The organism is Anabaena sp. 54, from assembly GCF_017355725.1.
In the GTDB taxonomy this organism is placed as follows: Bacteria; Cyanobacteriota; Cyanobacteriia; order Cyanobacteriales; family Nostocaceae; genus Dolichospermum; species Dolichospermum heterosporum.
In genome coordinates this window covers 272,660-291,293 of sequence record NZ_JAAVWA010000001.1, presented here as the reverse complement: position 1 = coordinate 291,293, position 18,634 = coordinate 272,660, and the positions used below count along the sequence as shown (strand labels likewise).

The 18,634-nt window shown below is 38.2% G+C and carries 25 protein-coding genes; 12 read left to right on the top strand and 13 right to left on the bottom strand.

The window, feature by feature from the left end; all coding sequences use genetic code 11:
- Positions 1 to 110 precede the first annotated feature (110 nt).
- Both dnaG and HEQ36_RS25930 read left to right on the top strand, forming a co-directional pair.
- Positions 111 to 2,021: a DNA primase gene (gene dnaG / locus HEQ36_RS01510; protein ID WP_168635042.1), complete on the top strand. Its 1,911-nt coding sequence runs from the start codon at positions 111 to 113 to the stop codon at positions 2,019 to 2,021.
- Positions 1,952 to 2,170, top strand: a complete 219-nt coding sequence (locus tag HEQ36_RS25930; protein WP_325064585.1) for an HNH endonuclease — start codon at positions 1,952 to 1,954, stop codon at positions 2,168 to 2,170. Before dnaG ends, HEQ36_RS25930 begins: the two co-directional genes overlap by 70 nt.
- Here HEQ36_RS25930 and HEQ36_RS01505 read toward each other — a convergent pair.
- The 3 genes from HEQ36_RS01505 to HEQ36_RS01495 all read right to left on the bottom strand — a co-directional run bounded on the left by HEQ36_RS01505 (position 2,167) and on the right by HEQ36_RS01495 (position 3,040).
- Positions 2,167 to 2,367 carry a hypothetical protein gene (locus tag HEQ36_RS01505; RefSeq protein ID WP_039199996.1) on the bottom strand — a complete coding sequence of 67 codons (201 nt, stop codon included), beginning with the start codon at positions 2,365 to 2,367 and terminating at the stop codon, positions 2,167 to 2,169. The two genes, HEQ36_RS25930 and HEQ36_RS01505, sit on opposite strands and share 4 nt — an antisense overlap.
- A 97-nt stretch (positions 2,368 to 2,464) precedes the next feature.
- Positions 2,465 to 2,623 carry a PqqD family protein gene (locus HEQ36_RS01500; RefSeq protein ID WP_168635041.1) on the bottom strand — a complete coding sequence of 53 codons (159 nt, stop codon included), beginning with the start codon at positions 2,621 to 2,623 and terminating at the stop codon, positions 2,465 to 2,467.
- A gap of 57 nt (positions 2,624 to 2,680) precedes the next feature.
- Positions 2,681 to 3,040 (bottom strand): hypothetical protein, encoded by a 360-nt coding sequence (locus tag HEQ36_RS01495; RefSeq protein WP_052149747.1) that lies wholly within the window; start codon positions 3,038 to 3,040, stop codon positions 2,681 to 2,683.
- Between the two features lie 596 nt (positions 3,041 to 3,636).
- Here HEQ36_RS01495 and HEQ36_RS01490 point away from each other — a divergent pair.
- Positions 3,637 to 4,683, top strand: coding sequence for a hypothetical protein (locus HEQ36_RS01490; RefSeq protein ID WP_168635040.1), 1,047 nt, complete (start codon positions 3,637 to 3,639; stop codon positions 4,681 to 4,683).
- Positions 4,684 to 4,776: 93 nt separating this feature from the next.
- On the top strand, positions 4,777 to 5,103 hold the full coding sequence (locus HEQ36_RS01485; RefSeq protein ID WP_039200004.1) for a hypothetical protein: 327 nt from the start codon (positions 4,777 to 4,779) through the stop codon (positions 5,101 to 5,103).
- Between the two features lie 2 nt (positions 5,104 to 5,105).
- On the opposite strand, the gene HEQ36_RS01480 is transcribed toward HEQ36_RS01485, so the two are convergent.
- A complete protein-coding gene (locus tag HEQ36_RS01480) occupies positions 5,106 to 5,414 on the bottom strand; it encodes a hypothetical protein (RefSeq protein ID WP_168635039.1) in 309 nt (102 codons plus the stop codon).
- Between the two features lie 123 nt (positions 5,415 to 5,537).
- On the opposite strand from HEQ36_RS01480, the gene HEQ36_RS01475 reads away from it, so the two are divergent.
- From HEQ36_RS01475 to HEQ36_RS01460, 4 genes are all read left to right on the top strand, one after another.
- On the top strand, positions 5,538 to 5,804 hold the full coding sequence (locus HEQ36_RS01475) for a type II toxin-antitoxin system ParD family antitoxin (protein ID WP_039200006.1): 267 nt from the start codon (positions 5,538 to 5,540) through the stop codon (positions 5,802 to 5,804).
- Positions 5,801 to 6,100, top strand: coding sequence for a type II toxin-antitoxin system RelE/ParE family toxin (locus tag HEQ36_RS01470; protein ID WP_168635038.1), 300 nt, complete (start codon positions 5,801 to 5,803; stop codon positions 6,098 to 6,100). The genes HEQ36_RS01475 and HEQ36_RS01470 overlap by 4 nt, the downstream gene beginning before the upstream one ends.
- A 142-nt stretch (positions 6,101 to 6,242) precedes the next feature.
- The gene (locus tag HEQ36_RS01465; protein WP_168635037.1) at positions 6,243 to 6,695 is read left to right on the top strand and encodes a hypothetical protein; all 453 of its coding nucleotides are present in this window, start codon (positions 6,243 to 6,245) and stop codon (positions 6,693 to 6,695) included.
- 15 nt (positions 6,696 to 6,710) lie between these two features.
- Positions 6,711 to 7,325 carry a PIN domain-containing protein gene (locus HEQ36_RS01460; protein WP_168466182.1) on the top strand — a complete coding sequence of 205 codons (615 nt, stop codon included), beginning with the start codon at positions 6,711 to 6,713 and terminating at the stop codon, positions 7,323 to 7,325.
- A 70-nt stretch (positions 7,326 to 7,395) separates the two neighbouring features.
- Here HEQ36_RS01460 and HEQ36_RS01455 read toward each other — a convergent pair whose 3' ends face one another.
- The 8 genes from HEQ36_RS01455 to HEQ36_RS01420 all read right to left on the bottom strand — a co-directional run bounded on the left by HEQ36_RS01455 (position 7,396) and on the right by HEQ36_RS01420 (position 14,672).
- Positions 7,396 to 7,719, bottom strand: coding sequence for a DUF5615 family PIN-like protein (locus tag HEQ36_RS01455; RefSeq protein WP_168635036.1), 324 nt, complete (start codon positions 7,717 to 7,719; stop codon positions 7,396 to 7,398).
- 1 nt (position 7,720) lies between these two features.
- On the bottom strand, positions 7,721 to 7,939 hold the full coding sequence (locus HEQ36_RS01450; RefSeq protein ID WP_127055616.1) for a DUF433 domain-containing protein: 219 nt from the start codon (positions 7,937 to 7,939) through the stop codon (positions 7,721 to 7,723).
- Between the two features lie 328 nt (positions 7,940 to 8,267).
- Positions 8,268 to 8,492 (bottom strand): DUF2442 domain-containing protein, encoded by a 225-nt coding sequence (locus HEQ36_RS01445; protein ID WP_235334539.1) that lies wholly within the window; start codon positions 8,490 to 8,492, stop codon positions 8,268 to 8,270.
- Between the two features lie 193 nt (positions 8,493 to 8,685).
- The gene (locus HEQ36_RS01440) at positions 8,686 to 9,159 is read right to left on the bottom strand and encodes a low molecular weight protein-tyrosine-phosphatase (RefSeq protein ID WP_168635035.1); all 474 of its coding nucleotides are present in this window, start codon (positions 9,157 to 9,159) and stop codon (positions 8,686 to 8,688) included.
- A 246-nt stretch (positions 9,160 to 9,405) separates the two neighbouring features.
- Positions 9,406 to 9,753, bottom strand: coding sequence for a YbaB/EbfC family nucleoid-associated protein (locus HEQ36_RS01435; protein ID WP_168466179.1), 348 nt, complete (start codon positions 9,751 to 9,753; stop codon positions 9,406 to 9,408).
- Between the two features lie 132 nt (positions 9,754 to 9,885).
- Positions 9,886 to 10,896 carry a UDP-N-acetylmuramate dehydrogenase gene (murB, locus tag HEQ36_RS01430; protein WP_053540272.1) on the bottom strand — a complete coding sequence of 337 codons (1,011 nt, stop codon included), beginning with the start codon at positions 10,894 to 10,896 and terminating at the stop codon, positions 9,886 to 9,888.
- A gap of 173 nt (positions 10,897 to 11,069) precedes the next feature.
- On the bottom strand, positions 11,070 to 12,530 hold the full coding sequence (murC, locus tag HEQ36_RS01425; RefSeq protein WP_168635034.1) for a UDP-N-acetylmuramate--L-alanine ligase: 1,461 nt from the start codon (positions 12,528 to 12,530) through the stop codon (positions 11,070 to 11,072).
- 420 nt (positions 12,531 to 12,950) lie between these two features.
- Complete coding sequence (locus tag HEQ36_RS01420; protein WP_053538855.1) at positions 12,951 to 14,672, bottom strand: IS1634 family transposase; 1,722 nt, start codon at positions 14,670 to 14,672, stop codon at positions 12,951 to 12,953.
- 323 nt (positions 14,673 to 14,995) lie between these two features.
- Here HEQ36_RS01420 and HEQ36_RS01415 point away from each other — a divergent pair, with 323 nt between their 5' ends.
- Entirely contained in the window at positions 14,996 to 16,009 is a 1,014-nt protein-coding gene (locus tag HEQ36_RS01415) for a type I glyceraldehyde-3-phosphate dehydrogenase (RefSeq protein ID WP_053540270.1), read from the top strand.
- Between the two features lie 120 nt (positions 16,010 to 16,129).
- On the opposite strand, the gene thiL is transcribed toward HEQ36_RS01415, so the two are convergent.
- Positions 16,130 to 17,173, bottom strand: a complete 1,044-nt coding sequence (thiL, locus tag HEQ36_RS01410) for a thiamine-phosphate kinase (protein WP_168635033.1) — start codon at positions 17,171 to 17,173, stop codon at positions 16,130 to 16,132.
- A 61-nt stretch (positions 17,174 to 17,234) separates the two neighbouring features.
- Here thiL and HEQ36_RS01405 point away from each other — a divergent pair, with 61 nt between their 5' ends.
- From HEQ36_RS01405 to HEQ36_RS01395, 3 genes are all read left to right on the top strand, one after another.
- Complete coding sequence (locus tag HEQ36_RS01405) at positions 17,235 to 17,888, top strand: type I restriction endonuclease subunit R (RefSeq protein WP_053540268.1); 654 nt, start codon at positions 17,235 to 17,237, stop codon at positions 17,886 to 17,888.
- A gap of 101 nt (positions 17,889 to 17,989) precedes the next feature.
- Positions 17,990 to 18,325 carry a hypothetical protein gene (locus HEQ36_RS01400; protein WP_168635032.1) on the top strand — a complete coding sequence of 112 codons (336 nt, stop codon included), beginning with the start codon at positions 17,990 to 17,992 and terminating at the stop codon, positions 18,323 to 18,325.
- Complete coding sequence (locus HEQ36_RS01395) at positions 18,326 to 18,595, top strand: hypothetical protein (protein WP_168635031.1); 270 nt, start codon at positions 18,326 to 18,328, stop codon at positions 18,593 to 18,595.
- Positions 18,596 to 18,634: the final 39 nt, after the last annotated feature.

The window sequence follows — 18,634 nt, the reverse complement described above, 5'->3', positions numbered from 1 at the left end:
TGGAGATGAAATAGTAATACTAAGATACCGGACTTCTTAAAGAAGTCCGGTATCTGTCTATTTGATGTGATTCATCTATAATAGATATCACTTCTCACTGTTTACCTCTCATGCAAATTCCTCGTTTACATCCAGACACTATTGAAGAAGTTAAACTCCGGGCTGATATTGTTGATGTAGTCTCGGAGTATGTAGTCTTGCGGAAACGGGGTAAAGATTTTGTCGGGTTATGCCCTTTTCATGATGAGAAAAGTCCTAGTTTTACAGTTAGTCCCAATAAGCAAATGTATTATTGCTTTGGCTGTCAAGCTGCGGGTAATGCAATTAAATTTGTCATGGATTTGGGAAAACGCCAATTTGCAGATGTGGTACTAGATTTAGCAAAGCGTTATCAAGTCCCGGTTAAAACTTTAGAACCTGAACAAAGACAAGAATTACAACGGCAGATATCTTTACGTGATCAATTATATACTGTTCTCGCTTCTGCTGCTCAATTTTATCAACACACTTTAAGACAATCTCAAGGACAAAAAGCATTAGAGTATTTAGAAAAAACTCGTCAATTTCAACAAGGAACAATTCAACAATTTGGTTTAGGTTATGCTCCTGCAGGTTGGGAAACTCTTTACCGTTATTTGGTGGAAAGTAAACATTATCCGGTGCAATTGGTAGAACAAGCGGGATTAATTAAACCCCGGAAAGAAGGGGGCGGATATTATGATGTATTCCGCGATCGCCTAATGATTCCCATTCGTGATATCCAAGGGAGAGTAATTGCTTTTGGTGGCAGAACTTTAACAGAAGAACAACCGAAATATCTCAATTCTCCAGAAACAGAATTATTTAGTAAGGGGAAAACCCTATTTGCTTTAGATGAAGCTAAAGACGGTATTTCCAAAGTTGATCAAGCGGTAGTTGTAGAGGGATATTTTGATGCGATCGCTCTCCATGCAGCCGGAATTAATAACGCCGTTGCTTCCCTTGGTACAGCCTTAAGTTTAGAACAAGTGCGGCTCTTATTACGTTACACAGAATCCAAACAATTAATCCTGAATTTCGATGCTGATAAAGCCGGAACAACCGCCACAGAAAGGGCAATTGGTGAAATTGCTAATTTGGCTTATACAGGGGAAGTCCAATTAAAAATTCTCAATTTACCCAATGGTAAAGATGCTGACGAATATCTACATAGTCATACCCCAGCAGATTATCAACAACTATTAACAAATGCGCCACTTTGGCTAGATTGGCAAATTCAAAATATTATTAAAAATCGAGATTTAAAACAAGCTACCGATTTTCAACAAGTCACCCAACAAATAGTTAAACTATTGCAGAATATAGTTAATAGTGATACACTTAATTATTATGTTTCCTACTGTGCAGAAATCCTGAGTTTAGGAGATACTAGACTCATACCTTTAAGAGTTGAAAATCTCTTAACTCAAATTAAACCCGGTAGTATAAAACCCTCAATTCCGCGCACAAGCAGACCACCTACTAAAACCACAAAGCTATCTTTAGTAACAACTGAACGGAGTTTACTAGAACGAGCCGAGGCATTATTATTAATTATTTATCTTCATTCTTCCCAGCAGCGGCAAATAATTATTGAAGATTTAGAAACCCGCAATTTAGAATTTAGTCTTTCTCATCATCGCTTTTTGTGGCAACAAATGGCAGAATTCATAGTTGATGAAGTTGATTTAATTTCTAGTGTGCAAAATAGATATTTAGAATTAGGGGAAGAATTAGACATAGTTTCCCATATATTTCATCTCAATGAAAAAAATAAAACAGAAATATTGCGAACTCCTCATGTTATCCAAGCAGCACTGGCTTGTATGGAAAGAGTATTCAGAGAAAAACGCTATCGTTATTTTATGGAACAATGGGAAAAAATAGACCCTCAAACCGAACCAGAAAAAGATAAATATTATGCTGAAGCCATATATATAGAAAAAATCCATTTACACGACTTGGAGAAACAGCGACAATTTTCTATTACCGATTTAATTTAGTCAAAAATAATAATTCTATCCGTGTCTCTATCCTGAAAATCCTGATTTCTAAACTGACGCAGTTACATCTTCATCATAAAAAGTCAAAGGCTCAGGGTGGTGGTGACAATTACGGCAACCTAATACTTGTATATTTGTACTATCATTAGCAAATACATTCTGGAACAATCCGTAGTTTATGACTTGCTTGAGCCGGATGCGTTATAAGTTCCATGACATCGTAAGCTAAACCAATAATTTGCGCTGCTAATTCATTATGTTCTCGTAAACTGCGGGCGACTCCTGTACCAGGTTCAGGATTATCAATAGCATTAATTCCAGTCACAGCAATAATGGGGTTCTTCAATTGTCACCTCCGATAATTCTTAAATAGTGAAGTTGCTGCATAAAATCATTGACATCTCGTTCCACAATGCTTTGAGGAATCCCAAATTCAGAAGTAATTAAATTAAACTGATAATTTCTGGTTTGGTTTGTTGTTTTTGCAACTGTTGAATAATAAAACAGCCGCAGGAATTAAGCGTATAACTTTCCCCCGTAGCCGAATCAAAAGCAAATCCATCCGCAGATATGTTTAAGGTATGGGTAGTATTTGTTTTCATGAGTAATTACCAAGTTTATTTCTCTCTCTGCGCCTCTGCGTCTCTGCGTGAAACCTCTTATTCCTTCCTTTGTGAACAATCCCCAAGAGGACGGGGAGGAAGTCCCAAAGCCTCAATTAATTTGTCTTCAGTGACGTTTAATTTAGTGGCTGCACCGCGAATATCAGGACGTGGAGGTGGTTCAAAGGGTATTCCTAAAGCTGCTTTTAATTTTGCTTCTGTGACTCCTAATTTTTTAGCGGCTGTAACAAAATCTATGGGTGGTTCTGGTGGTCTGTGCTGTTCCTGTTCTGGGGTTGGTGTGACATTTTCTGCTATTTGTTCAGGTTGATTAGCAATGGTTTTGTTGGGAAGGAGAATGCTGGAAGTAGCTATGGCTAAGGGAAGCGTAGATAAAATCAATAGTCGGTTAATCATGATTTTTGGCTGTGCTGTGTTCTATGTTTCTATTAACACGGCTAAAAATTACAATTCCTCCTGGGTTTAAATTACAGTACAGTTTTGTAATTTACTTTGTTCGGTAATTTCTTGTAAAATACAACCAGAAAAGCTTACCTCAGTATAAATTCTGAGTCTAATAGTAAAAGTCGTCTTTAGACGAAACAGCCCTGGATTTATTGATGCTGATCTGGTTAGGGCTTATGATAATAAATTATAAGGTATAAGGTATAAATTACAAATATAGTATTTAAGTGTTTTACACATAGACAGATTTTTACAAACTTTGTTATTATTCAGATAATAACAACTCGTAGTTTTATTATTTAAAGCTACGAGTTGTTATATTACTAATCATTTTTCTATTGTTGTTAGTATGGGTGCATTTGGGAGGATATTAGATTATGAAATTTCCTAAAATTGATTATAAAAAAACAACACTTTATCTAATGAGACTTTTTTGGAAGGTATTCTCACAGATAATAATTTATTTAATTAGATTTTTTAAAAAGGTATTTTCAAGATTTCCAAGATGGCTAAAATTATTAACCATAATAATATTTCTTATCTTGAGTATGCTAACTATTCAAGGAATACAAAATTGGTTTCAAAGGTTAACATCACCATCTCCTGAAGTTGTTATTTCTCCTATATCTTCTCCAGTAGCTTTACCTCCAATTGACCGATTTTCAGATGGAGTTAATAAAGCTACTAATGCAGCAAAACTAGCTCAAAATGCAAAGACTTTAGATCAGTGGAATAAAGTAGTTAGTGAATGGCAGGCAGCTATCAATTTCATGAAGACTGTATCATCAACAAGTCCAAATTATGGTGTAGCAAAACAAAGGATGGTAACTTATCCAAAGAACTTAGCCTATGCACAAAAAAATGTTGAAAATTTGAAACAGCAACAGTCAAAACTTCAGAAAGGACAAACCATTCGTGGTCAGCAGGTTTTTAATAGTTTAAAGGGAATTTATCAAGTTCGAGGTGGACTTACACCTGTAACTGTCGTCAGCGTAATTATTCCAAAAACTGGATGGGATAAACTTTCCCAAGGAGATAAAGTTAATCTAACTATGTATACCCAAAGCCTTATTTCAATTGTCAAATCTAACCCTGCTAAATATGTTGATATTTCTCAATCTGCTCCTGCATACAATCCTTTAGTAAATAAAACAGCTAATATTTGTCAAGATTGTTGGTCAATTATTTTAAGTAATAAAGATAGTCAACCCTATGGTATTGATACAACTGTAGTTCAAGGGGATACTCCTTGGAAAGACGACGAGCCATGTTGTCGAGGAGTTAAGGCATCTGAATTTATTCAAAAGAACTTAGTATTAGCATCTGGACAAAAAAATGTTAGAAATTTGAAAAAACAAAAATCAAATTCGTCAAATTCGACTCCAGCATCAAATACATCAACTTCATCTTCCTCCACATCATCTCGAACTTTTTTAGGAAGAAGCGAGACGGGTTATGAGCTTTGGGCTGGTGAAAAGTGCGTTTACGTCAAGGGAATTACAGAAGGTGATTTGGCACGTCTCAATACCGATGTATGGGGCTTCAAAGATGCAGTCAAATTGCAGACAGGTTATAAATGTGTTCTATTTGAATAGATTGACAAAGACAAACTAACCCTGTATTTCTACTACCAGGAAATAATAATAATCTCCTGCTGTCTACAATTTACATTTTTTGAGGAATTAGATATGAAAGCTCGTGATTTCATTAAACCTGGTGAAAATATCATGGTTATTTTTACTGATGGTACGTTGCTTGAATTTAGTGATGATAATTCAGTTTTAACAGGAGATTGGAAGATTGATCCGAGTCATTCAATTAATCGAGTCATTATTTACGTGCATAACGATGAGAAAAATACTTTATATGTTGGCAATCATGCTGGTATAAAATTTATCGAAGAAAATAAGCGACATAAGATTCAATTAACTCATGTTCAATATATAGGGAAAACTAACTTGAATTGGAACGACTTTGCTGAAGCAGGAGCAAATCCTGTTCGGTATCTCCCATAGCCTTAAATATAGACTGAAAAGAGCGATCGCATTATCTGATGTAGAGTAGAGAGCGATCGCATTTCTGGTGTAGAGTTGGAGGCGATCCAATACTTGTCGGTTAAGGAAATGTAGTTAAGGAAATGTAGGTTGGGTTGAGCGACAGCGAAACCCAACATTACCAAGGATTTCGTTGGTTTTCGTTCCTCAACCCAACCTAGAGTAGTATTGGGAGGCGATCGCATTATCTGATATAGAGTGGAGAGCGATCGCATTTTTGATGTAGAGTGAGAGCGATCGCATTTTATTGATTTAGAGTAAACAGCGATCACATTTTTGATGTAGAGTTAGGAGCGATACCTTCGGTAATCTTCACTAACGCCTTGAGCATAATTAAATTTTTGGAATTATATTACAATAGTTATTATGTATAGCCAACTTAATCAAAATTTACTATGAGCATTAGTCTCACACCTAAGCAAGAACGCTTTATTGAAACAAAGCTGCAAACTGGAAAATACCATTCTGTAGAAGAAGTCCTAGAAATCGCTCTCAAGTTGCTAGATGAGTATGATCGTTCTGAGACAGCATGGGTTAAGGAAGTACGCGAAAAAATTGATGCTGCTATTGCAATTTCAGAACACACAGCACCTATTGACGGTGAAACATTTGTAAATCAAATTTTAGATCGTTTTCAGCAACAGGGACAGATACAAAAATGAATCGTTACGTTATTAATATTCTCGCTAGTCGTGACCTGAGCGAAATTGCTGAATACTTCTCACAAAACAACCTAGAAGCAGGTGAAAAATTTTTTCAGGAATTTAATCGCAAATGTCAACAATTAGTTTCCTTTCCAAACAGTGGTAAAAGCTACTCAGAAATACGTGCTGATTTACGAGGATTACTGATTGAAGGCTATATAATTTTTTATAGGGTCTTGGATGATGGAATTGAAATTTTGCGGGTAGTAGGTGGTCGTCGTAATCTTCCCTCTGTTTTTGATGATTATCAATAGAATAAATAGGATAAATTTTACCAGACTGTGAACTACACTAACGTATTTCTGATGTAGTGTTAAGAGCCATAGCGAAGCGCTCCGCAGGAATCGCATTTATAATGAAGATATTGCAATAGTCAATGTCACGAGGATTAAAAAAATGGACGTTACACAGCTTAGTAACAAAACAATAGAACTATCTGACATTACAGCTTGGGATAAAAACGGAAATAAACTTTTAGTATCAAAAGTTAGAGCTAGAAATATTGTAGAAGATATTACTGCCAAAGTCGAAGATATCCTCAAGTTTGAGTATGAACATAATCAAGTTATAATTCCTTATGCTATGACAGCTACCCGTGAAGAAATTAAGATTTTTCAATGGGATGGTGAAAATCTCAAAACTATTTACACTTTTCCAACTCATGAAGTTTTATCTGAATATGATCCAGAATTTAGTCATAAGAAGAGGATTTTTGAATATTATCTCGAAACATTAGTTGAAGGATGGTTGAGAGATTTGGCTGATAATTGGAAAACAGATAATCCACCAAAATCAAAAGAACTAACTCAGATAGGTTTTGTAGATAAAATTGCTGATGCAGCACAATAAAGGTTAGCAAATTTAATGATTACGCTTTATATAGAAACAAATTTTTTTATTGATTTTGCAAAAAACCAAGATCAAGAAACTGAGAACTTAGTCTACTCTCAAAATCCTGAAGTAACAACAAGACTTAAAATAATAACTCCTGCAATTTGTTGTATGGAAGCTCTATCTGTACTAGAAAGTGAGCGCAACAGAAGTAATCGGTTTGGGGATAACCTAAAGGATGAAGTAAGAAAACTTAAAGGAGATGTTAACTCTCAATACTCTAGAGAAATTAAACGATGTCTAGAGCAAGCAATAATTAAGAATAATGAGAGAATTAATGAGATTAATACTCGTCTTTTTGACATTTTAGAATGGGCTAAAAATTCTGTAGAACTAATACAATTAAAACCAGATATACTCAGTGCAAGTCTGGATAATTTACTTATTACTGATCCTACAGACAATTTAATTTTACATTGTATTCTTGATCATGCACAAACATCTTTAAATGAGCAGAAAGTTTTTTTGAGTGGAAATTCTAACGACTTTGGTACAAAAGAAATTAAACAAATATTACAGAAAGTAGGTATACAAAAATATTTTGCAAAAACGACAGACTTTTTAGGTTGGTTGCAGTCACAGCCTTAATTATTGGGTAATATCGCATTTCTAATGTAGAGTGAGAGCGATAGCGAAGCGATCCGCAGGAATCGCCTTATCATTCAAGACTAACAACTACAGCTTGACCTTTCACTACTTTAGATAAAATATCTAAAACTTTTGGAACTAAAGGTTTCAGATCCATTAATCTATTAGAAGATGCTTGTAAAACAACTACAGCAATATCGAACTGAGACAAATTTTGTTGAAAAGATAAATTCCTATCAACTGTAATAAAAACATCAAATTCTTTTTCTACTAAAGCCAGTAGTTTACCATTTTTAGTTCCCGCCCATCCCATTTGGGGAACTGTTTTGATTTCATAACCTACAAATTCCTTAGTTAACTTGCGGTCAATACATTCATCTAAAACCAATTTCATCCTAAGCAACCTTACTAATCATTTGTTTTCCTGCTTCCTCTAGGAATGTAATTACTTGTTCCCTAGTAACAGTGGGAAAACCATCTAAAAAATCATCTATTGAATCTCCTGCTGTTAAATAATCTAACAGTGTTTGGATAGGAACTCTTGTTCCCGTAAAAACAGGAGTACCACTCATAATTTCAGGAGACACACTTATAACTGAAGAATGATTAGACATTGTATTTGATATTTTCAAGTTATATTCCTAGTTTAACAATAAATGGAAGTAAGTGCGATACCTTTGGTGCGCTTTGCTAATACATTTTTGATGTAGAATGGAGAGCAATTATTCAGCATAAAAACTTACCTGATTTTGGGTGGTTAGTAGTACATAAATCACCAAGGCTCATAGTGGATCTGGGTCATCACAAGATACCATGATAATTCGACGTATTTTTGCAGCTATACCTAAATCAGTAAGCCAAATTTCACCAAGTTTAGGGTTCATCTCACAAATCTAAAACTTCTTACTCTACTGTACGGGATATGGTAAGCTATGATAACGCTTAACTGACTATTTTACTCCTTGGTGCAGGTGCGCCACGTAACATACCTTCTGTGCTGAGGTCTTCGTCAATTTCTTCCCAATGAATACCGTAACCACCTCCGCAGGTTTCCCATTTTAATCGTTGTTCAGGAGTAGCATTAAGCAGTTTTGGATACCAAACTAATGGTACTGTAATTGTGCGTCCATCTATTAAATCAACGCTGATATCTTCAGTAAACAACACATTCTTAATTCTTTCATCCCTTAATTTTTAATTATCTATGAACATCCTATTTGTTGAAGATGAATCAAAAATTGCTAACTTTGTCCAAGCGGGATTAAAGGCAATGCCCCAAATACCGGGGGCGCTACCCCTACGTTAAGTCCCCGACTTCTTTAAGAAGTTGGGATCTGAGGATCTGGGAATGATGATATTTTTAATTCTCAGTGATATGTTTCAATAGACCTTCACAGGCATCCATCAATAAATCTATCACATGATTAAAGCCCTCAACTCCGCCATAATAGGGGTCTGGAACTTCCTTGAGGGTGTGTGTAGAGCAAAAATCACACATCAACCTAACTTTAGAATGATATTGCCCAGAAGGGTCAACAGCGAGGATATCATCATAATTATTACGATCCATTGCCAAAATCAAATCAAACTCTTGAAAGTCACGGATTTGAAATTGCCGAGCTTGTCCAATGAGTTTAAATCCTAACTTATTCTCTGCTGCGGCACTCATGCGTCGATCCGGTGCTGCACCAATGTGATAACCAGCAGTACCGGCAGAATCGCAAAGAATTGTATTATTTAACCTGGCTTGGTCAATGAGATGATTCATAATATTTTCAGCCGATGGCGATCGGCAAATATTACCAAGGCAGACAAACAGTAGCTTATAAGGCATAATATTTTGATTTAAGTTTTAGCTTTGTGTCAGTTGCCAGTTATTTTACACTCCTGACCACTGACCGGGAATTTTAGATTTTAGATTTTAGATAAAAAAATTTGGTACGAGTCCCCATTCTTGAGAACGGAACAATACTCGCTTCGCTAACGTCAATCCCAAAGCCAAAATTTTTGAGCTTCTACACTTTAGGTTGGAGTCAATCCAAAATCCAAAATCCAAAATCGTCAATCCAAAATTGAGTGACTACATTCCAGGTAATTCCAGTCCACTGGTTAGATCTTCCATACGTTCTCGCATGGTTTCGGTGGACTTTTTATAGGCATCTTTCATCGCCGCCGCGACTAAATCAGAAAGCACTTCTGGACCTTCTTCTAAAGCAGATGGAGCAATTTCTACTCGTTTGGGTTCTTGGTTGCCACTGACGACGACTTTAACAAGTCCACCACCAGATTCTCCAAGAATCTCCATTTGCTCCAATTCTTCTTGAAGACGCTTTGCACCTTCTTGAACTTGTTGCGCTTTTTTAAATGCTTCGGCTAGTTCTTTCATTTTGCCTAAGCCAAAGCCAAATCCCTGTCCTTTTTCTGCCATAACTGGTTATCCGCTGTACGGTTGTTTATAAATCAAATTCAATTATAGATGCGATTAGTCATTGGTGATGGGTGATTGGTAATTGGTAATTGGTAATTGGTAATTTAATTACTCTTGCCTATTGCCTCTTGCCTATTGCCTCTTGCCTATATTTAACTGAAACTCACCCAACATTTTCACTTCTGGTTCTAGCCAAATTGACCAGCGTTCTTGCACCTCATTTTGAACATGACGAATAAGGGAGAAAATATCGCTGGCTTTAGCTCCTCCCCGATTGACGATAAAATTAGCATGAAGTTGGGCGACTTGCGCTCCTCCTAATTGATAACCCTTGAGTCCGGTTTGTTCAATTAACCAACCAGCAGAATAAGGTTTAGGATTTCTAAACACACTGCCACAACTAGGATAGCTGTAGGGTTGAGTGCTGAGTCGGTGTTTTTTATGTTCCTTAGTTCTAGCTGTCACTTGCACAGGATCTGATCCTGGTTGCAGTTGGAAGGTGGCTTGAGTCACAATCCGCTTACGACCTTGGAGGAGTGAACTCCTGTATGTGTAACCTAATTCCTCCGGGGTGAGAGTTGCCAGAGTTCCATCTGGAGAAAGAACTTGAGCGCTAACCAACATATCTGCGATACAGCTATTGTGCGCTCCAGCATTCATTACCACTGCACCGCCCACAGTTCCAGGAATACCCACAGCCCATTCTAATCCTTCCCATCCTAAAGCGGCTGCGTCCCATGCTAGAGTCGGGATAGGTTCTCCGGCGGATACAGTTAATTGACCTGTAGTTGGGTCAAAGTTTTTAGACCGGAGATGACGAGTGGCGATGACTAGACCGGGTATGCCGCGATCGCTCACCAACAAATTAGAACCAGCACCCAATACTGTGATTGCTAAATTATTTTCTTTTGCGTACTCAATACTTACTTGTAACGCCTCTAAATCATAGGGAGAAACATAGCACTCAGCCTCTCCACCAACTCGATAAGAAGTAAACGCTGACAAAGAAGTATGGGTTTTTAAAGGACAATTCGTCCCTGGTAGATAAATTAATTTACTATTATCCACATCATCTTTTGTTTGCAGTTGTGGAGTGAAATTAGAAAATTCGCAGATTTTGCCAAATCCCTGGGAAGTTATCATTTTTAATTCAATTAGTGAATTTTTGACATTTGTTATTTATAGCAACAGACAAGATAGTGAGGACATCAATTAACTGTGAAACTCAGAAGACAACAGGGTTTTATTCCTGAATCGGTGAATCTTTGTTCATGGCAGTGAATTGATGACAACACTACTAGAGTGAAGTTCTTAGTCTAAGAAGTGGCGATCGCTGGTTCACTCATGATGGTAATCAGTTCCGGAATAGCCTGATTTAAGTTACCCGCACCTAAAAACAGTGCCAAATCCCCCGGACATAAGGTTTGCAGTAAAAACTCACTAACCAAAGATAAAGTTTGTTGATAAACTACTTCAGGATTGTGTTTACTAATCGCAGTAGCTAAATCCTGTCCACTCACTTGTCCTAAATCAGGTTCACCCGCACTGTAAATATCCGTCAGCACAACTAAATCAGCATGAGTAAAAGACTCAGCAAACTCTTCTAAAAACGTTAATGTCCGCGTATAACGATGAGGTTGGAAGATAGCAACTACCCTCTGTCCCGGTCTAGCTTGAAGACGAGCAGCGGCTAAAGTAGCGCGAATTTCACTAGGATGATGGGCATAATCATCAATAAAAGTCACCCCAGCCGCCTCACCTCGGAACTCAAACCGTCGTCTTGCACCTTCAAATGTAGCAATACCTTGGGCAATTTCTCCAAATTCTAATCCCAAAACTCTACCCACAGCTACTGCTGCTAGAGAATTGCTGAGGTTATGATGACTCAATAGCTGTAAATTTAACAAACCCAAGGCTTTACCCTTTTCCCATACCAAAGCTGTTGTGCCATCAGCACGATAATCTATATTGGTAACGGTGTAATCAGCACCTTTATCTGGGTAAAGACTATAGGTAATGGTTGGTTTAAACCTATCACGCACTGTCTCACAATCAATGCTACCCACCAAAGTTTTGCAACCTTGAGCAAAGGTTTGGAAGGTATCAACCACCTCTTCCAATGTCTCATAGTGGTCAGGATGATCTAATTCAATATTAGTAATAATACCAATCTCTGGAGCGTGTTTTACCAGAGAACCATCGGACTCATCTGCCTCTGCTACTAAATAACGGCTTGCACCCATTCTAGCATTACCTTCCCAAGCCTTAACTTCACCACCGACCAAAATTGTCGGATCAAGCCCAGCTTGCAATAGCATATAGCCAATCATACTACTAGTAGTGGTCTTGCCATGAGTTCCTGCTACAGCGATACTGTAGTAATCAGCAATCAAAGCCGCGAGAACATCAGAACGATGCCAAATGGGGCAACCTAATTCTAGAGCCGCTTTATACTCCAAATTATTAGCATTAATAGCTGTAGAACAAATCACTTGGGGTAAAGCGGTTTTCACAGCAGACAACTTTTCTGGAGCAGTTAATGGTACGGTATTAGCCGTTACTTCTGACAGAAAAAATGCCAAATTATTGGCTTCTTGTTTACTGAAAATGTGAGCGCCCAGGGATTCTAACTTGTGCGTAATATGGTTAGCACGTAAATCTGAACCGGATACTGGCAATTGGCGTTTAGTTAGAACATAAGCCAAAGCAGACATTCCAATCCCACCAATCCCAATGAAATGAAATGGTCTGCCACTAAAATCTATAGAATTACTCATTTTTATTTACCTCTTACACCACACCAGAACCACATAAGACACGCGTATCATAACAGGATTTTGATTGTTACAGATCCTAACTATGCCATCCAAAATATTCATCCCTGCTGAATGATTAAATTTTGACTTTCGTTTTGCTCTGTGAGCCAGATTACCCCCCGGTCGAAAATTCTTGCTGTTTTTAATCTGCCCATAAGATTATTCTGAAAATTTCTGCTACATCGGGAAAGAAAATTGTGTAAATTTAAATACATTTTGTTATGATTGTTTTAGAACTAAGTAGCATGGGTTTAAAGACAGCAACTTGCATTACTTACTAAAAGCCTCTGTCGGAATTGACTACAATAGTACACTGGTAGTGAAATTATTGTTCAATTTATAACTCCCGGTTCGCCCATTTTTGCGAGAGTTAGAAGAATTCTACTCAGGAGTAAAAGATTGACCACTAAGCTGAGTATAAATAGTAGGGGGAAACCCAAGTAAAACAAGAATACGCTGCTGTAAAGGGGAAAGAGTAGTTAAATGAGTGTAGACTTCATTGTTAACCTCAATTAATATCAATGTGATTTCTTTAAATGCAACAAGAAGCATTTCAGCAGTAGGACGTGCCGTTTTACGCTGAGGATTACCAGCATAAAGTCCAGCCAATTTTTCTTGATTTTTGTCAAGATGGCGACGAACCTGAAACTCTAAAAGAGTCAAAACTCGCAAACCAATTGAAAGTAGTCGGATCAAACCAGTAATATGGTCTTCACGTTGTAAATAAATTGGAGTTAAAGAAAGAGGAAAGCCTTTAAGTCGAGCAAATCCTCGTTCTGTCAAATACTCATCTCTATAAGCACGAACTGCTTGTTTCAAACTCAGGTTAGCTTCAGTTTCATTAGTGACATAAACTCGCCAGCCTAACAGTTGAACTTGTTGTTTTACCGCGTCTTCATTAATTTTAAAATCTAAATTAAAGGAAACTTCTTCTATTATTTGAGATTGACGTTCGCCATATTGTCTTTTAACTTTTTCAACTCGCTGAGTTTGAATATCAATTTCAAATAATCCCCCAGTCCGATAACGCTTGAGAATCTCAGCTACAGATAACTCCCACTCTGGAAATGATGTCAGCTTTTTCTTGCCGCGTTTGGGGATTTTTAGTTGTTCAAGAGCATGAACGGTTTTCTGTATGCGTTCACGTAGATATTTTTCCTCTGTCTGGGCAATGGCATAAGAACGGACTACTAATTGTCGCTCTTCCCAAGATATTTCTTGCTCGTTAATCTTTTCTTTTTGGAGCAATTTTAGTTCAAATCCTTCAGCAATCTCTCTCGTTTTTCCATCTGCATAATCATAATTGATAGTTGTCAATTCTTGTTTTTCATCCCAAACTGGTTGCAGATATTCTCTTAATTTTTCTGTCGGTGTTTGCTTGGCATTTAAAGGACATAGATAAAAATCTCCCCCTGATACAATATGGATTCTTGTCCCCATTGATGCCATTTTACAGTCCCCAATATACAGTAATCCTGGCTGTTTTAGCGTCGAACGGACTCTCTCAATTGCGGGGATATATAAAGGGTCATCTGCTTTTTCTCCCGATAATATTTCTGTTGCTATTGGCATTCCTAATGGGTCTAATGTTGATAGCATGATTTTGACTTGTGCCAAATCTGGACGATGGTCTTTGCTATGACCCCATTGAAATAGCCCTTCAGTATTCACCCCGCAATAACTTGAAGCTGTTGTACTATCCAGTCTTACCCGTTCTGGTTTGATATCATACACTTGCAACAAATTACTTCCCAGTTCTTCCTCAAACGCATACCAGTTCTCGTCACAGTTAAGGTAACGCAATACTGCTTCTAATCGGTCATCGGTTAGGTCAAGTTCGTTTAAGCTTTCACCAATCAATTTTTTCAATGTTTCTAACCGTTTACCAGCCCAGGCTTGAACTTGATTTAAACGGTGGTCTGCTTGCGATAAGATATGTGTTAACCAGATCACTGCTACATTCCCCAAGCTTTGTCCTCGCCAATTTCCATGGGTGGGGAAGTTTTTATCTATTAGCTTTTGTACACCCATCCGTTCTATCTGTGTGAGTAGTACGGGTATGTCATCTACTCGTTCGTTTGTAATTATGGATTCAGTTGCCATAACGTCGAACATATACTTACTTAGCTTATTTTGTATAACCTGTCTCTGATTATACTTTTATCTGCACATTTTTCCTAACTCCCTAAAAAATGGGCGAACCGGGAGTTATAAAAATCATCATTGGGAATAGGGAACAGGAAGAATTTTCTTCTTCTTTCTAACTCCTGACTCCGAACTCCGAACTCCGAACCCCGAACTCTGAACTCCTTTCTGTATTTTTTTGTTGATCTAAAACTTTCTGGTTATAAATGGCCACCCTCTTTGCGATATGATTGGGGTCAACGATATCAACTTATAGGCATAAATACAGAGGGCAAGACACTGTGATTAGAGTTGCAATTAACGGTTTCGGGCGCATTGGACGTAACTTTGCACGCTGCTGGGTGGGCAGAGAAAATAGCAATATCGAACTGGTCGGGATTAATGACACATCCGACCCTAGAACTAATGCTCACCTGCTTAGATATGACTCTATGCTAGGCAGGTTGAAAGGTGTAGATATTAGTGCTGATGATAACTCCATCACAATTAATGGAAATACAATTAAATGCGTATCTGATCGCAACCCAGATAACTTGCCCTGGAAAGAATGGGGAATTGACCTGATTATCGAATCAACAGGTGTTTTTACCAGCAAAGAAGGGGCAATGAGGCACGTAAATGCCGGGGCTAAAAAGGTTTTGATTACAGCCCCTGGTAAAAATGAAGATGGTACTTTTGTCGTCGGTGTAAATCATCATGATTATGACCACAACAAACATAACATCATCAGTAACGCTAGTTGTACAACCAACTGTTTAGCTCCTATTGCCAAGGTATTAGATGAAAAATTTGGTATCATTAAAGGCATAATGACCACTACCCACAGCTACACAGGTGATCAGCGTTTACTAGACGCTTCCCACCGTGATTTGCGTCGGGCTAGAGCAGCAGCTATCAACATTGTTCCCACTTCTACAGGTGCAGCAAAAGCAGTAGCTTTGGTACTTCCTCAGTTGAAGGGTAAGTTAAATGGTGTGGCTTTGCGTGTACCTACCCCTAACGTTTCTATGGTGGATTTTGTAGTGCAAACTGAAAAGCGCACTATTACCGAAGAAGTTAATCAAGCGCTGAAAGAGGCTGCTGAAGGTCCTCTCAAAGGCATTTTGGGTTACACCGAATTGGAACTTGTATCTTCTGACTATCAAGGTACAGATGAATCTTCTGTTGTTGATGCCAGCTTGACTATCGTTATGGGCAATGACATGGTGAAGGTTATGGCATGGTATGACAATGAGTGGGGTTATAGCCAACGTGTTCTTGATTTGGCGGAATTAGTAGCTGAAAAATGGGTTTAATTGTCCTTTGTCCTTTGTCCTTTGTTTGAAGACCACTGACTAACGGAATGGGCGCAGGCCCTGCGCCCCTACATGGGATGGGCGCAAGACCTACATGGAATGGGCGCAGGCCCTGCGCCCCTACTGAGCAAAATGTTGAAATCCCTGGCTGAGGCTGAGAACTTGGTCGGGGATTTCTGCTTTTTCTTGGTGTAAAATCACGTTTGAGCCTGGGGTAATTGTGCCAATTATGGCTGCACTTGTGCCTAGTTTTTGCACTAATGCTAATGCTGGTTCGGGTGGTAAACACAGGACTAATTCAAAATCTTCGCCACCGTAGAGGACATATTCTAATGATTTTTCTGGTGTTAGCCACTCTTCAAAGGCTGATGGTAAGGGGATTTTACTAGATTCTATAACTGCACCGACTTGACTGGCTCGGCAAATTTGTAATACTGCGTCTGCTAAACCGTCGCTACTATCCATGCCAGAGATAGGGAAAAGGCAGGGGGCAGGGGGCAGGGGGCAGGGGGAGGTGAGAATTTCTTTGAGTATGGGTAAGACATCTAAACGTGGCTTGGGGCGCTGGTGGGCGGTGATTAAGGCTGCCTTGGCTTCAGTTTTGACGTTTTGACCGATTGAGGGATTTAAGAGTAGTTCTAAGCCTGCACGGGACGCTCCATGTATACCTGTGATGAGAATAGCATCTCCTACTTGGGCTGTGGAACGACGGATGATGAAATTGGGGTTGGCTTGACCAAAGGCGGTAATTGCTAAAGTGGTAATGGGCGATCGCACTATATCACCACCTACTATGGGAACATGATATTTTGATAAGCATTCTGTCATGCCCTGATATAGTCGCTCTACCCAATTTACAGTTACATCTCCAGGTAAACCTAATCCCACAGTTATGCCCATAGGAGTCGCCCCCATAGCTGCTAAGTCGGATAAATTAGCCGCCGCAGCCCGCCAACCAGCATCCTCTGGGGAGGTGGTAACATCACTAAAATGCACACCGTCAACGAGCATATCTGTGGTGACTATTAAAGATTGATTTGGTAAGGTTTCCAATACTGCGGCATCATCACCAATGATATCGGGTGGACAAAAACGTTGTAATCTTTCTAAAAGACCTTGTTCACCAATATCTCGAACTCGCAGGGAAGATAAATTATTATTCATAATTAAATTTACGCATTACTTTACAGATTAAAATAAAAGTATCATCTAGGAGACTATTGAGATGGTTTCTACTGTTGGCATTACAGATACCATTAAAAGTTTGAGTGATTTACAAACTCGTTGTCACTTACACCAAGCAGAAGATGAAAACTTTTTTAACGAATGGTTGACAGACTTACCCCAACTTAATACACAAGAACAATCGGGTGTTACTCGCATTAAACAGCGTTATGATTATCATCGCATTGATGGTCTATTATTAGAAGGGACAATTAATCTTTTAGTCGTTTCACCACTTTTGGAACTTGCAGGTTTTCTAGATTCACCTTACCGAATTCGTTCACCCTATGGCATAAATTTAGAAATTGAAGAACCAGAAGAAACAATTCGTGGTTTTATTGATGTCCTAGTTGTACAGGAAAAACTTTGGATTTTTGTGGTTGAATCTAAACGAAATAGTATTCCAGTTGTCGCAGCAATACCGCAGTTATTAGCCTATATGTTAACTACTCCCCACCGGGATAAATCAGTATTTGGTATGGCTACAAATGGCGATGAATTTATATTTATTAAACTAGCTATCACAGACAATCCTGAATATGACGTATCACGCACATTTTCCCTATTTCCCCGCCGACATGAATTAGCTGAAGTGTTGCAAATTTTAAAACGATTAGGAGAAGCCTGTAGGGGCGCAGGGCCTGCGCCCTCTTAATTGTATTGCATCAAGCGCGATAACCCGTACAATGGTTGGTTATGCAAGTTTTTGTCGAAATTAGGGGATACTACAGATAGTTATTTTTTTTAGTTTACCAAATGAGTGACATCAAAAGAATAGATACAAACGCCTATGTGACAGTACAGGGTCAATATGCTGTAGTTAATGAAGGTTCTGGATATGCGATCATCAATACTCAGACGAAACAGGTAATTGCCCGCAATATATCATCTTTCCTGGATTGTGTAAAAACTCTAGAGTATATCTTTAGTAATGCTGAATCTCAAAATTCTGATCCAATCCCAACCTCTGCTTTTATTTCTGAACCAGACACTCCTCCTAAATCAGTTCAAGAAAAAATTAATTATGAACCTAAAAAACTAGATGAACTGGATTTTGCTCTTGTCAGAAGTCTAGCCTCTTATTTTGAATAAATGAACGGTAAAATCCGTCATTACCGTAAAGATCATAATGCTTCAGAAGAAGAAGCAGATGTAATAGGGAGTTATTATCTAAAGACTGCTGGTATTGTTAGGGGTGTTAAAACTGAAAAAGATTTGGCAGAACTGATAGAACATATAGAAAACCTCAGAGAAAAGGTGAGTATATACAAGCATGAAGATTATAAATATCGTTGGTCTACAAGTTTAGAAAAAAACGTTCTAGCTAAATTAAGGAAAATAATGGATACACTCAAGAACTAATTGAAAGACGTTATTTGATTTGTGAACACTGCAAGAGTC